This window comes from Flavobacterium sp. (assembly GCF_017744675.1).
Classification (GTDB): Bacteria; Bacteroidota; Bacteroidia; order Flavobacteriales; family Flavobacteriaceae; genus Flavobacterium.
Genome location: NZ_JAGIAV010000001.1, coordinates 391,190 through 403,388, shown reverse-complemented (window position 1 = coordinate 403,388; position 12,199 = coordinate 391,190). Strand labels below are relative to the sequence as shown.

Genomic DNA, 12,199 nt, shown 5'->3' with positions numbered 1-12,199 from the left:
TTTTGTATGAAAAATAAAAATTCCGAAGATTCGCAACAGCGAAATTCAGTTCCAATTCTCTCTTGGGATTTTCATTATGAATATCTGAATGAGCTTAAAGCGTTTAGTGTTGATTTGAAAAGGGTAAATAAAATCTCAGATGAATTTACCTGGGACGAAACGATGCTCAATATTCAGGAAAGAATCAAAAATGAAGTGGTTTTAATAACCGATTTAGATTTGAAAATCGTTTTTGCGTCAAGCGGAATTAAAAAAATGACAGGTTACAGAGAAGAAGAAATCTTAGGAAAAACACCAAAGATGTTTCAAGGCCCAGCAACTTCACAAAAAGATTTAAAAGAAATTAGAGAAGCGGTAAAAATGAAGATTCCTTTTGCCAAAACCCTAGAAAATTATAGAAAGAACGGTCAAACTTACAAATGCAAAATAGATGCTTCGCCGATTTATAATCTAAAAGGCGAAATATCACATTTTATAGCCTTCGAAAAGCAGGACATGAGCGCTTGATTTGTTTAACCGCAAAGGCGCTAAGATTTACGCAAGGTACGCTAAGTATAAAAAACAAAAACCCGTCCATATTGGGCGGGTTTTGTTTTTTATAAATTTTCTTCGCGAACTTCGCGTAAATCTTCGCGTTCTTTGCGGTTAAGATCTTTTATAAGTCAGCAAAGAAATCATTTCCTTTATCATCGGTAATAATAAAAGCAGGAAAATCTTTAACAGTGATTTTACGAACCGCTTCCATTCCTAATTCTTCAAAATCAACAACTTCTACTTTAAGAATGTTATCTTGAGCTAAGATAGCCGCAGGACCACCGATAGAACCCAAATAGAATCCGCCGTATTTGTTGCAGGCATCGGTAACTTGTTTGGTACGGTTTCCTTTTGCTAGCATGATCATACTTCCGCCATTTTTCTGGAATTCATCCACATAAACGTCCATACGTCCTGCCGTTGTAGGTCCGAAACTTCCAGAAGCCATTCCCTCAGGAGTTTTTGCAGGACCAGCATAATAAACAGGGTGATTTTTAAAATATTCTGGCATTGGTTTTCCAGCGTCTAACAATTCTTTGATTTTTGCGTGAGCAATATCTCGAGCAACAATTACAGTTCCGTTTAGTTTTAAACGAGTCTTAATTGGATATTGAGACAGTTTTGCCAAAATATCTGCCATTGGCTGATCTAAATCAATTTCTACAGGAGCTTCCAAATGTGGAGCTGTTTCTGGTAAAAATTGTTTTGGGTTTGTTTCTAACTGCTCAACAAAGATTCCGTCTTTGGTAATTTTTCCTTTGATATTTCTATCTGCAGAACAAGAAACTCCTAATCCAACCGGACAAGAAGCCGCGTGGCGAGGCAAACGGATTACACGAACGTCGTGTGTGAAATATTTTCCTCCAAACTGCGCGCCAATAGCACTTTCTTGGCAGATTTTCTGAACTCTCTCTTCCCATTCAAAATCACGGAAAGCTTGACCAGACATGTTTCCTGAAGTTGGAAGATGATCGTAATATCCAGCAGATGCTTTTTTAACAGCGCTTAAGTTCGCTTCTGCAGAAGTTCCACCAATAACCAAAGCTAAGTGGTATGGAGGACAAGCAGAAGTTCCTAAATCTTTGATTTTGGTGCGAATGAATTCGTCTAACGATTTTTCATTCAACAACGATTTTGTCTGTTGGTATAAGTATGTTTTGTTTGCAGATCCTCCGCCTTTTGCCATAAACAAAAAGTCGTAAGAAGATCCTTTTTTAGCATAAATATCAATTTGCGCAGGTAGATTTGATCCTGAATTCTTTTCTTCAAACATCGAAATCGGAACAATCTGAGAATAACGCAAATTTCTTTTTTGATACGTATTGAAAATACCTCGGCTTAACCATTCTGCATCATCAACACCAGTAAAAATGCTTTCGCCTTTTTTTGCCATTACAATCGCAGTTCCAGTATCTTGACAGCTTGGCAATTGCCCTTCGGCAGCTACAGAAGCATTTTGAAGCAAGTTGTAAGCTACGAAACGATCGTTGTCTGTTGCTTCTGGATCGTCTAGAATTTTTCTTAGTTTTTGCAAATGGGTCGTTCTCAACATAAACGAAACATCTGTCAAAGCTTCTTCAGCCAATAATTCTAAAGCTTTTGGATCAACGGTTAAAACTTCACGTTCTCCAAATTTTTCCACTTTCACAAAATCAGAAGTAATTTTGCGGTACTGCGTATCATCCTTTAAGATCGGATAAGGATCTTGGTATATAAAATCAATCATTATTTTGTTTTTTTACAAATTTAGAAATTATTTACCTAAGAAAGAATTTGAATTAGGACTGTTCTGCAGCTATTTTTATTCTGCGGCATTAAATTGGTCAAACGTCATCTTTTTTTCAAAGTAAGGTTTGTCTTTGGCAGACAGCAACATCTTTTTCCATCTATTGTCTTTTAATTCGAAAGAGATTGAGTCTGAATGCGAAAGAACTCCCATGTCTAGGTTTTCATCTTCATCTGCGGGCACAAACGCAACAGTTTTGCAATAAAAGGATTTTGGATCAGATTTGGTAGTAGGATTTACTATTTCAACCCAGCTACCCCAGCCACTGTCGGTCATAGAGCTCCACTGATGTACCAACTGCAAGTCACTGTTTTTTAAATAATAAAGATAGTTGTCATGTGCATAACCGCATGCAGGATATCCAACGGTGATTTGTATAAATGGAGAATTTTTAGAAGTCTCAGATGTTAGTCCGTAAGATGCCATCCATTCAGAGCCTTTTTGAAAACCTTTTATGGCAATTTTAGAAGATGCTGTTTTGGTTTTATTCTGATAAAAATCCAGTCGGTATTTTACAGTTACGATACTGTCTTTGTCTGCTTGCTGATCTACCAAATGGGCCAGAATAAAATCTGTAGAAGATTCTGTTCCGTCAGTAGAAATAGTTAGCGTGTCTGTTTTAATGATTTTTTCATTTGCTGAAACCTCCAAAGTTTCTTGCGGTTCTATAATTTCTGCTGTTGGTGGTGCAGCATCTGTAGGTTTTGTTTTTTGACATCCGACAAAAATAAGAAGGGAAAAAAGAAGGGTATGGATTTTCATCTTGGGGAGATATTTTAATTTGTTTTTTTATTTCTAGAGAAACCTCTAAAATATAAAATTATGGGAATTTTTTGAAGAAAAATAAAAAAGAAGAGCATGAATTGTAAATTTAATTACTCTCATGTCTTCTTTTAAAACTTTAATTAATTTGTTTTTATTCTTTGTAATAAAGGTATTTAGGAAGATATTTTGTTGAAGAAATATTGATCTTTATTTTTTAAAAAAACCAAGTCGCAACAAAAATCGCTGTAATCACGCAGATCAAATCTACCAAAAGCATGGTGCCCAAAGCGTAACGTGTGTTTTTGATATTTACAGATCCAAAATAAACCGCAATTACGTAGAAGGTGCTTTCGGCGCTACACTGGAAAATACTGCTCAATCTAGCGGTTAAAGAATCGGCTCCAAATGTGTTCATAGAATCGATTAGGAAACCTCTTGAACCCGCAGAACTAAACGGACGAAGCATTGCAACTGGCAAGGCATTTGTAATTTCTTTATTTACTCCCATATTCGAGAAAACAAAAGCAATTCCGTCGCTAATAATTTCGAATAAACCGCTATTTCTGAATAACGAAATCGCAACCAACATTCCCAAAACATAAGGGAAAATCGTAACTCCAGTTTTAACTCCGTTATTGGCACCAACAACGAAAGTATCGAAAACAGTCGTTTCAGCTTCTTTGAATTTCCTTTCATGGCGGAAAGAGAAAATCAAGGTAAAGGCAATAATTGCAATTAAAATTAATCCAGACAGGTTAGAAGTGAAATAGTTTTTTCCGATTAAATCTAAATGATTGACATACATCAGCAAACTTACAATAGCCGCGATCAAAACCATTAAGCCAATAAGAAGCGAAGCACTTTTAAAATTGATTTTTTGTTTGATTCCCACAATCAGGAAAGCGGCAATAGTTCCGATAAACGAAGTTATGATACAAGGCAGCATAACATCGGCGGGATTACTAGCATTTGCTGCGGCACGATAACCAATAATTGAAGTTGCGATTAAGGTCAATCCAGATGCGTGAAGGCACATAAACATGATTTGCGCATCACTAGCTTTGTCTTTTTCGGGATTTATTTCCTGCAAACTTTCCATGGCTTTCAATCCAAACGGAGTTGCAGCCGAATCTAATCCCAAGAAATTGGCAGCAAAATTCAAAGTCATGTAAGAAATCGAAGGGTGGTTTTGTGGAATACTAGGAAACACTTTCACAAATACAGGACTTAAAGCTTTTGCTAATTTTCCAGAAGCTCCAGAAACGATTAAAAGCTCCATCAATCCGCAGAAAAAAGCTAGGTAGGCGATAAGAGGCAGAATTAAATCAACCAAAGTGCTTTTACAAGTTGGCAATAAACCATCAGATTTCTGAAGTCCGCTATAAATTTTTACGGTTTTGTTTTTGTAAACGTAAGTCGTGTCGGCATTTAGCGTATCACGATTGATAATCATGGTCTGATCTGGCGCTTTTTTAATGCTGTCTTTTAAGAAAGCAGGAAGTTCTTCAACGTATTTTTCTGAAACCAAAATCGGATCGTCCTTCTTTCCATTCAAAATAGAATCAATGGTATACGTGTTGGCAGTAAACAAACTCACCACAATAAAAACAATCGAAGAAATAAAAATCGCTAACCAAAATCTGCTTAATACCATAATTGTAATTTTTTGTAAATGTAAATAAATCAATTGCAATGACAATTACAAAAGTAAATTTGATATTTCAAGATATACTCAAGCCAGTTTGAATTTGTTTTTTGATTTTACGATGTAAAACAAAAATAATATTTGATGAAAAGCCATTAGATAATATCCAAAAAGCAAATCATTCCTTGAACTAACGAAAGAGATAGTCATTAAGATTAATGTTATGACAATAAGAAAAATAGAAATTCTGATTTTATTAAATAAAAATAGAATCGAAGAAAAAATAAGTGAAAAATAAATAATAAGAATAAGGAAGACTTCAATTATATCGCTAAGATTCAGTGTTCTATTAAAGAATTCTGTAATGAAATTTATAAAGCTATTATGATAATATTCTTTTGAACTGAAGTTTTTGCCACAAGCAATTACAATATTCTGATTATATGGAAGAAATAACGAAACGATTCCTAAGAATGAGAAAATAAGGGCAATAGTTTTTTTATTCATTTAATAATTTTTGATTTTTTTAAACCTTTAAAAATTTTATTCAATCACAATTTTGCTTTCCAAATAAGTTTCAAAAGATTTAATTCCTTCAAATAAGAGCTGCTTTTTATCTGTCTCGAATTCCTTAAAAAATTCTGTTTCTATTTTAGCGTGATCTTTTTTGAAGGTTCTTTTCCAAATGCCAACCACTTTTCCATTCTCTAAAATTATGGGTTTGAAAATGCCATTATTAGTAAAAACTTTCGATTGATGTTCTGTATTAAAAGAAGCTTCACGTGTTTTATACGAAATTAAGATCTCATCAAAAGCGGGAAGAAAATGTACGCTTTCGCGAAAGGTATCCTCATTTTTAAGGTCTTTTTTAAACCAATAGTGCTGATTGTCAATGGTTATACGGTTCAATTGCAACTCTATTGCGTTAATTGCTTTTTGACAAATTGTTGGTGCAAAACCTGACCACCACGAAAAATCGAGTACCGTTGCTGGACCGTGACTTTCAAAATAACGTAAAGCGAGTTTTACTAACGCTTCTTCTTTGGTAAATTTAGAAATTGGTTTAGAAACTCTTTCTTCAAGTAAAGCATACGTAATTTGTTTGCCTTTCATTTTTCCATTACAGACCAAACCATCCAATTCTGCATTCATCATAATCGCTGCACTTAGAAAGTCTTCTTTTGAAGTTTTCTTAATGCCAAGTTCCTGCATAATTTCATCACGAGTGAGATGATTATTCCCTGTTAACAATTTTTCGATAGAAGCATTCGTCTGATTTAGCTTTTTCTCATCATAGCCAAATTTTTTAGCGGCAGAAGCAGTGAAACGTTTCACTTGTGGAGCCGAAATATCAAGCATCCAGTAAATATCATCAGGAGAAACAAAATGCCAGGTTGGACGCAGAATATGGGTTCGGATAATTTTGGCTGAATTTATCGCTTCTTCTATCTCTTTTTCGCCAGCATCGCAACGAGAACCAATTGCCCATTTTGCCATAGCATAATCTTGAGCCTGCATAGCACCAAAATGCTTCACAATTTCTTGTGGCAAACAAGCACTTGTTTTGTAAAGCTTTTGCGAAACCAAACGATAATGTGAAATTTCCTCGTATGTCATTTTTTAAACCATATAAGTTATATAAGTTCATTTAAAACTTTGTCTCTTTGTTTCTCTGTCCCTTTGTTACTTTAATTAGACATGAATAATCTCTTCCTCAATCAACAAATCTTCTCGGCGTAGGCGCAAGAAAATTTGAGCTACGGCAATTGTATCTTTTTCGCAATAGGTAATGATTCGGTCAATATCTTTTTCGACATAATAGACATGCGCGACCTGACTTCCGTCGATATCACCTTTTGGGGAAGGAACGCCAAGAATCTTAGTTAATAATTTTAGCGAAGTAAAATGCTTGTAATCGCCAAACTTCCATAACTCTAAAGTGTCTAAATGCGGAATTTCCCAAGGTTTTTTTCCAAATAAATTCAGTTTGTCTGGAATTGGCATTTGGTTGATGATCATTCTTCGAGCAATAAAAGGAATATCAAACTCTTTCGAATTATGTCCGCACATCAAATGCTGAGGCTGATTGAAATGATTGTTAATCAGATTCGAAAAGTCTTTTAGGATTTTCTTTTCTTCACCAAAGAAAGAAGTCACTCTAAAATTACGAACATCGCCTTTGATGGTAAAAAAGCCAACCGAAATACAGATTATCTTTCCAAATTCAGCCCAAATTCCAGCACGTTCGTAAAATTCTTCTGGTGTAAACTCGTCTTTTCGCTGATATTGCGTTTTTAAATCCCAAAGTGATTGCATTTCCGCGTCAAGCGAATTGAAATTCTCTTCTTCAGGAACGGTTTCTATATCAAGAAATAAAATGTTATTGAGGTTTATTTTTTCAATCATAATGTTGTTGCCACGATTTCACGAATTTACACAAATTCTTTTTATGGATAAATAAAGAATTAGCTGAATATGGAAGAAATTTATTACTTTAAAAAAACATAATTTAAAAGTATTAAATTTAATTAGTGGAAATTAGTGAAATTCGTGGCAAAAGACTAAAATAAACTTTGCTGTTGAGATGGCGATTCATGTTCCAAAAGCCATTTTTTGCGAGACAATCCGCCGGCATATCCTGTTAAAGATCCGTTTGTGCCAATAACGCGGTGACAAGGAACCACAATCCAGAGCGGATTTTTACCATTTGCCGAGGCTACGGCGCGAATTGCTTTTACATCGCCAAGCTTTTTGGTTTGGTCCATGTAGCTTACTGTTTTTCCGTATGGAATTTCTAATAACGATTTCCAGACTTTCTGCTGAAATTCTGTTCCTTGCGGATTCAGTTTCAAATCAAAATCGGTTCTTTTGCCTTCAAAATATTCATTTAACTGCAAAACGGCATCTTGTAAAACTTCAGGAATGGTTTCTGAAACTTCATTTGTGCCCACATCAGAAACAGAAATTACCGAAATACCATTTTCATTCCCAATAATTTTGGTGATTCCAAGAGGCGAATTGATATAAACTGTTTCCATACTTTTGGTTTAAAAGCAAAGTTCGCGAATTTTTTTTGAACCATATAAGTTATATAAGTTCATTTAATCAAAGCGTCGAAACTTAAATTTCTTATATAACTTATATGGTTTAATATTCGTCCAATCTAAATTTATAGTTTAAAATGGTTTCAATTTTTTCACTTGAAATAACCTTTTTGAGGTTTGACTTTTCTGAACTGAATTTCGGTTCTGGCAAATTCATTTTAATCGCCTTTTGGGAATAAAACGCCTCTCTTGTTGGATGAAAAGGAGCAACGGCATTGAAAATGTCATTCCATTTGGATTGATTTACAATTTCCTCAATTATTCCGATGCAATCGTTTAGGTGAATCAAATTTATTGGTGCGTCTGGATTTTCTAGATTTTCTTTTCCTGCTAGAAACTTAACAGGATGGCGATCTTCACCAATAAGTCCGCCAAAACGTAGAATAGTGGTTTCGAAGTTTTGATTTTCTTGCAGCAATTTTTCAGTTAAAACCAATTGTTTCCCACTCTCTGTATCTGGATTTGGAATTGTTTCTTCCGTAATTATATTGCTATCATCGCCATAAACCGATGTTGAACTTACAAAAAGAACTTTCTTTACCGTTGATTTTTCTATGAACGGAATTAAGTTCTTGATTTTTTCGACAAACGCTTTTTTCCCAGCATTGGGATCAACTGCTCTCAATTTTGGCGGAATATCGATAATCAAAATGTCGCTTTCCGCTAAAAAATCGGCAATGTTCTTAGAAATACTTTCGCTTTCAATGGTTCCTTGGACTTCGCTCAGGATGACAAGAAATGGATTTATTCCAGCATCTTTTAAAATCGAAAGTTTATTTTCTGAAGTTGTGGATCCGTTTATTGAAATACCTTTTGCAATTAATGTTTTTGCTAAAGGAAATCCGAGCCAGCCGCAGCCGAGTATACTTATTTTTGTCATTTTTTTATTTTGAGGTTAAGTAATAATCTCGCAAAGTCGCAGAGTCGCAAAGTTTTTTGTTTCACGCGGATTCGACAGATTTTTTACAGATTTATTTGAAATAATTATCTGCGTTTATCAGCTTAAATCTTGTAAAATCTGCGTGAAATAAAATATCAACTTTGCTAGATTATTTTTTTACAAAGTTAAAGTAAAACGCACTTTGTCTTTTCCTTTTGCTCCCAATCTGTTGTAAAATTTAATCGCTCTGGTATTGAATTCTGGCGTTTGCCATTGTATGTTGACGCAATTGTTTTGTTTCCCGATTTCTTTTAATTTTTCGATTAAAATTTCGCCAATGCCAAAACCTCTTGTTTCTTCTTCCAAAAACAAACAGTCCATGTAGAGAAAGTTTTGAGCGTTCCAAGTTGAAAAATCAAAAGTATAAGAAGTGTAACCGACAATGGTTTCTTTTGTAGCCACAACCAAACAATGTAATTTGGGATTTGGACCGAATAAAGCATTTTTTAAACCTTCTTCCTTCCCTTCGGGAGAGAATTCGGCTTTTTCAAATTCGGCGTGTTTTTCAATTAAAACGAGTAGTTTAGGCAAATCTGCAATTTCGCAGTTTCTTATTGAATATTCCATTGCAAGTTGATTTCGTTTTGTAAAAAGCTGATAAAGTGATGAAAGTAATCAGGATAATTTTCCTTGGCACGAGTTGCAATAAAATGTTTTCTCTTCAGTCCGTTTTTTCCAATTTTAACTGCTCGCAACGAAGTGGTTTTTAAATAAGGTGTAAACGCCCATTTTGCCATAGACATAACGCCCATGTCGGCTTTTACCATTTCGAGAGAAGCTTCGGTTAAGGGCATTGGTGTTATTTTTTTCGGACTTACTTTGGCTGGAGCCAAAAGAAACTGATGAATGGTAACGGTTTCCAGCGGAAGCGAATGAATAATCAGATGTTCGTTGATGAAATCTTCTGCAACAATATATTTTTTATCGGCCCAAGAATGATTTTCTGAAACCACCATTACCATTTCGTCCTGAAAAAGCTCTTGATATTTGATATTGCTGTCTTTTATCTGATCGCTTACAATGGCAATATCAATAGTATTTTCTAGCAGTTTTTGCAACGGAATATGAGTGGCTTCGGCTACAATTTTCAGTTCAACATTTGGATATAAAAGATGGAATTGCTTTAAAACCGAAGGAAGCCAATGGTAACTCGAGAAACATTCTGTACTGATTCTGATTTCGCCATGTTCGCCAAAAACCATTTGTTTGATTTGAGTTTCGGTTTCAGCCAGCTTGTTTAGGATTTCATTAGCAAGTTCGTAGATTTTTTCGCCTGCTTTTGTAAGCACCAGTTTTTTATTCGTTCTCAAAAAAATGGCAGTACCCAATTGATATTCTGCTTCTTTGAGCTGATGGCTCAAAGCCGATTGTGTCAAATGAAGTTTGTCGATCGCTTTGGTAATGCTTCCTTCTTCGACAATTGCTTTTATCAATTTTAAGTGGCGTATTTCCATTTTTGAAGATTAATACGCAAAGTAACAAAATTTTAGATTGGCTTTTGTATGAAAAAAAGTAATGCTCTTGATGAATTCTTTTCGTTTTTCTGGTGTTTTATGTTCTGCTACTTTTGGAAAAGTAAAAACATCAAAACTCAAACAACATGGAAGCACAAATTAAACATTATGAAAACAAGTTAGCTTATGAAATGGATCCTTCAGATTTATTTGAAGCTTTAAACAACGGCGAAAATATCATCGTAATCGATGCCAGAAGAGCTTTTGGCTACGATGAAGAACATATTCCGAATGCGGTTAATATTCCGCATCGCGAAATGAATTTAGAAACGACACAGCATTTAGATAAAGATGTTTTGTATGTGACTTATTGCACCGGAATTGGCTGTAATGCTTCTACAAAAGGAGCTTTGAATATGACCAAGTTAGGTTTTAAAGTAAAAGAGCTAATTGGCGGTCTAGAATGGTGGAAAATTGACGGATATGCAACCGAAGGCACAAAAGGTGAAAAGCAAGGCTTGAAAATAGAATGTGCATGTTGATTATTGAGGTGCCAGAGAAACAAAGTGACAAAGATTTCTGTACTTATCTAAAAAACTAAAGCACTATTTTCATAGTGCTTTTTTAATCTTTGTCGCTTTGTTTCTCTGGCACTTTGAACCTGTCTTAAGCCTCAATTACAGCTTTCAAACCTTGAAGAATTGGATTTTCTTCGCCTTGCGGTTCTTCCTGAACAGCTCCTGGACGATTATCTTCCTGAATTATTTCGAGTTTTGTTTTCTGATTTTCTTCACTCAGAACATAACTCATTATAAAATAATTTTCTGGTTTGTCTTCTAATCCTGGTCGAGGGAAAAATAGAGAATATTTAATTTTCTGATTTGGAATAACTTCTAAAACGGTACCCCATTGCTCAAAAACTTGGCCTTCCCATTCATTTCTAAATCTGATTTCGGTACCCGTTTTCCAAGTCGTAAGCAATTCGCTTCCGTACTGCCATTGTTTCACCAATTCTGGTTGTGTTAATGCGTTCCAAACTTTTTCGGTTGGGGCATCTAAAACGATTGTAGAAATGTTTGTTGCCATATTTATTCTATATTAATGTTGTTTTTTGCAGCAATTTTTTTGAATAAATCCTCTTTGTTCTCTGATTTCATTTTCTGATAAAGAGCTCCAATGAGCTGTTCAGAATCTTTGGCGTAATCTGATTTTTCGTTAGTGTAGATAATGTGAGCAAGAAAAAGATTGTTTAATGCTTTTTCATCATCTTTCAGTATAAAATAGTTTTTTCCAGCTCCAAAATAGCCTTCAGCATTGTCTGGATGATACTGAATCAGTTTTTCATAATAACTGATTGCCGTTTTGTAATCCGATTTTAAAGTGTAGACAACACCAATATTCATTAGAGCAAAATTACCTTCAGGATAAATCTCTAGAGATTTGCTGTAATATTTAATGGCATTATCATAATCATTTAACTGTCTGTAGCAAACTCCCATATCGTCTAGGGCAAGAACAAAAGTAGGATCTTCTTTTATAGCCAGCTGAAAATTTTCGAGAGCCAATTTATGGTTGTTCTGACGCATCAAATCTTTTGCGATTGTATAAGAATTCTGCGCGTTTTTGTTTTTTGATTCGCTATAAAAAACATCGTCTTTGTTTTGATTTATTTCTGGAATCAAGTTCGGACATTTTTTTGTGATGACACCTTGAACTCTTACAATCATACCTTGAATGCCTTCAACTGTATTTATTGATTCTCTAATTTTCGGGTCTTTATCTGTCAAAATCAATTCGCCCATTGGCTGAGTCAAACAGCCTCTAAAAACATCTTCTGTAATTTTAGAACTTTTTTCTAGGCATTCGCATGCTTTTGCAGCTATTTTTTCTTCGACAGTTTGAGCATTAAGTGCTAAAAAGCCGCTAAAGATTAAAAATAGCGAAAAGTTTTTTTTCATTTTAATAGTTTAA

At 34.7% G+C, this 12,199-nt stretch carries 13 protein-coding genes; 2 read left to right on the top strand and 11 right to left on the bottom strand.

Translation table 11 applies throughout. The annotated features are described in order from the left end of the window. Positions 1-6: 6 nt before the first annotated feature. Positions 7-507, top strand: a complete 501-nt coding sequence (locus J7574_RS01760; RefSeq protein ID WP_290963316.1) for a PAS domain-containing protein — start codon at positions 7-9, stop codon at positions 505-507. Between the two features lie 148 nt (positions 508-655). Here J7574_RS01760 and J7574_RS01755 read toward each other — a convergent pair whose 3' ends face one another. The 9 genes from J7574_RS01755 to J7574_RS01715 form a co-directional block, all read right to left on the bottom strand. Next, complete coding sequence (locus J7574_RS01755; protein WP_290963308.1) at positions 656-2,260, bottom strand: fumarate hydratase; 1,605 nt, start codon at positions 2,258-2,260, stop codon at positions 656-658. A gap of 75 nt (positions 2,261-2,335) precedes the next feature. Continuing rightward, the gene (locus J7574_RS01750; RefSeq protein ID WP_290963305.1) at positions 2,336-3,082 is read right to left on the bottom strand and encodes a hypothetical protein; all 747 of its coding nucleotides are present in this window, start codon (positions 3,080-3,082) and stop codon (positions 2,336-2,338) included. 217 nt (positions 3,083-3,299) lie between these two features. Next, positions 3,300-4,739 (bottom strand): nucleoside recognition domain-containing protein, encoded by a 1,440-nt coding sequence (locus tag J7574_RS01745; protein ID WP_290963302.1) that lies wholly within the window; start codon positions 4,737-4,739, stop codon positions 3,300-3,302. 534 nt (positions 4,740-5,273) lie between these two features. Continuing rightward, positions 5,274-6,347: a winged helix DNA-binding domain-containing protein gene (locus J7574_RS01740; RefSeq protein WP_290963299.1), complete on the bottom strand. Its 1,074-nt coding sequence runs from the start codon at positions 6,345-6,347 to the stop codon at positions 5,274-5,276. A gap of 75 nt (positions 6,348-6,422) precedes the next feature. Further along, positions 6,423-7,136 (bottom strand): 3'-5' exonuclease, encoded by a 714-nt coding sequence (locus J7574_RS01735; protein WP_290963297.1) that lies wholly within the window; start codon positions 7,134-7,136, stop codon positions 6,423-6,425. A gap of 155 nt (positions 7,137-7,291) precedes the next feature. Next, a complete protein-coding gene (locus tag J7574_RS01730) occupies positions 7,292-7,768 on the bottom strand; it encodes a methylated-DNA--[protein]-cysteine S-methyltransferase (RefSeq protein WP_290963295.1) in 477 nt (158 codons plus the stop codon). A 109-nt stretch (positions 7,769-7,877) separates the two neighbouring features. Continuing rightward, positions 7,878-8,714, bottom strand: a complete 837-nt coding sequence (locus J7574_RS01725; protein WP_290963291.1) for an NAD-dependent epimerase/dehydratase family protein — start codon at positions 8,712-8,714, stop codon at positions 7,878-7,880. 177 nt (positions 8,715-8,891) lie between these two features. Further along, positions 8,892-9,341 (bottom strand): GNAT family N-acetyltransferase, encoded by a 450-nt coding sequence (locus J7574_RS01720; RefSeq protein WP_290963288.1) that lies wholly within the window; start codon positions 9,339-9,341, stop codon positions 8,892-8,894. Next, the gene (locus J7574_RS01715; protein ID WP_290963286.1) at positions 9,326-10,228 is read right to left on the bottom strand and encodes a LysR family transcriptional regulator; all 903 of its coding nucleotides are present in this window, start codon (positions 10,226-10,228) and stop codon (positions 9,326-9,328) included. The genes J7574_RS01720 and J7574_RS01715 overlap by 16 nt, the downstream gene beginning before the upstream one ends. Before the next feature lie 146 nt (positions 10,229-10,374). Here J7574_RS01715 and J7574_RS01710 point away from each other — a divergent pair, with 146 nt between their 5' ends. Then, entirely contained in the window at positions 10,375-10,770 is a 396-nt protein-coding gene (locus J7574_RS01710) for a rhodanese-like domain-containing protein (protein ID WP_290963284.1), read from the top strand. Between the two features lie 124 nt (positions 10,771-10,894). Here J7574_RS01710 and J7574_RS01705 read toward each other — a convergent pair whose 3' ends face one another. Continuing rightward, a complete protein-coding gene (locus J7574_RS01705; RefSeq protein WP_290963281.1) occupies positions 10,895-11,314 on the bottom strand; it encodes an SRPBCC domain-containing protein in 420 nt (139 codons plus the stop codon). Between the two features lie 2 nt (positions 11,315-11,316). Continuing rightward, positions 11,317-12,186 carry a tetratricopeptide repeat protein gene (locus J7574_RS01700; RefSeq protein WP_290963278.1) on the bottom strand — a complete coding sequence of 290 codons (870 nt, stop codon included), beginning with the start codon at positions 12,184-12,186 and terminating at the stop codon, positions 11,317-11,319. Positions 12,187-12,199 lie beyond the last annotated feature (13 nt).

Coding starts and splice junctions, on each gene's coding strand:
- J7574_RS01720 (WP_290963288.1), bottom strand. CDS start 9,341: ATGGAATATTCAATAAGAAACTGCGAAATTGCAGATTTGCCTAAACTA.
- J7574_RS01715 (WP_290963286.1), bottom strand. CDS start 10,228: ATGGAAATACGCCACTTAAAATTGATAAAAGCAATTGTCGAAGAAGGA.
- J7574_RS01735 (WP_290963297.1), bottom strand. CDS start 7,136: ATGATTGAAAAAATAAACCTCAATAACATTTTATTTCTTGATATAGAA.
- J7574_RS01725 (WP_290963291.1), bottom strand. CDS start 8,714: ATGACAAAAATAAGTATACTCGGCTGCGGCTGGCTCGGATTTCCTTTA.
- J7574_RS01745 (WP_290963302.1), bottom strand. CDS start 4,739: ATGGTATTAAGCAGATTTTGGTTAGCGATTTTTATTTCTTCGATTGTT.
- J7574_RS01740 (WP_290963299.1), bottom strand. CDS start 6,347: ATGACATACGAGGAAATTTCACATTATCGTTTGGTTTCGCAAAAGCTT.
- J7574_RS01750 (WP_290963305.1), bottom strand. CDS start 3,082: ATGAAAATCCATACCCTTCTTTTTTCCCTTCTTATTTTTGTCGGATGT.
- J7574_RS01730 (WP_290963295.1), bottom strand. CDS start 7,768: ATGGAAACAGTTTATATCAATTCGCCTCTTGGAATCACCAAAATTATT.
- J7574_RS01755 (WP_290963308.1), bottom strand. CDS start 2,260: ATGATTGATTTTATATACCAAGATCCTTATCCGATCTTAAAGGATGAT.
- J7574_RS01760 (WP_290963316.1), top strand. CDS start 7: ATGAAAAATAAAAATTCCGAAGATTCGCAACAGCGAAATTCAGTTCCA.
- J7574_RS01700 (WP_290963278.1), bottom strand. CDS start 12,186: ATGAAAAAAAACTTTTCGCTATTTTTAATCTTTAGCGGCTTTTTAGCA.
- J7574_RS01710 (WP_290963284.1), top strand. CDS start 10,375: ATGGAAGCACAAATTAAACATTATGAAAACAAGTTAGCTTATGAAATG.
- J7574_RS01705 (WP_290963281.1), bottom strand. CDS start 11,314: ATGGCAACAAACATTTCTACAATCGTTTTAGATGCCCCAACCGAAAAA.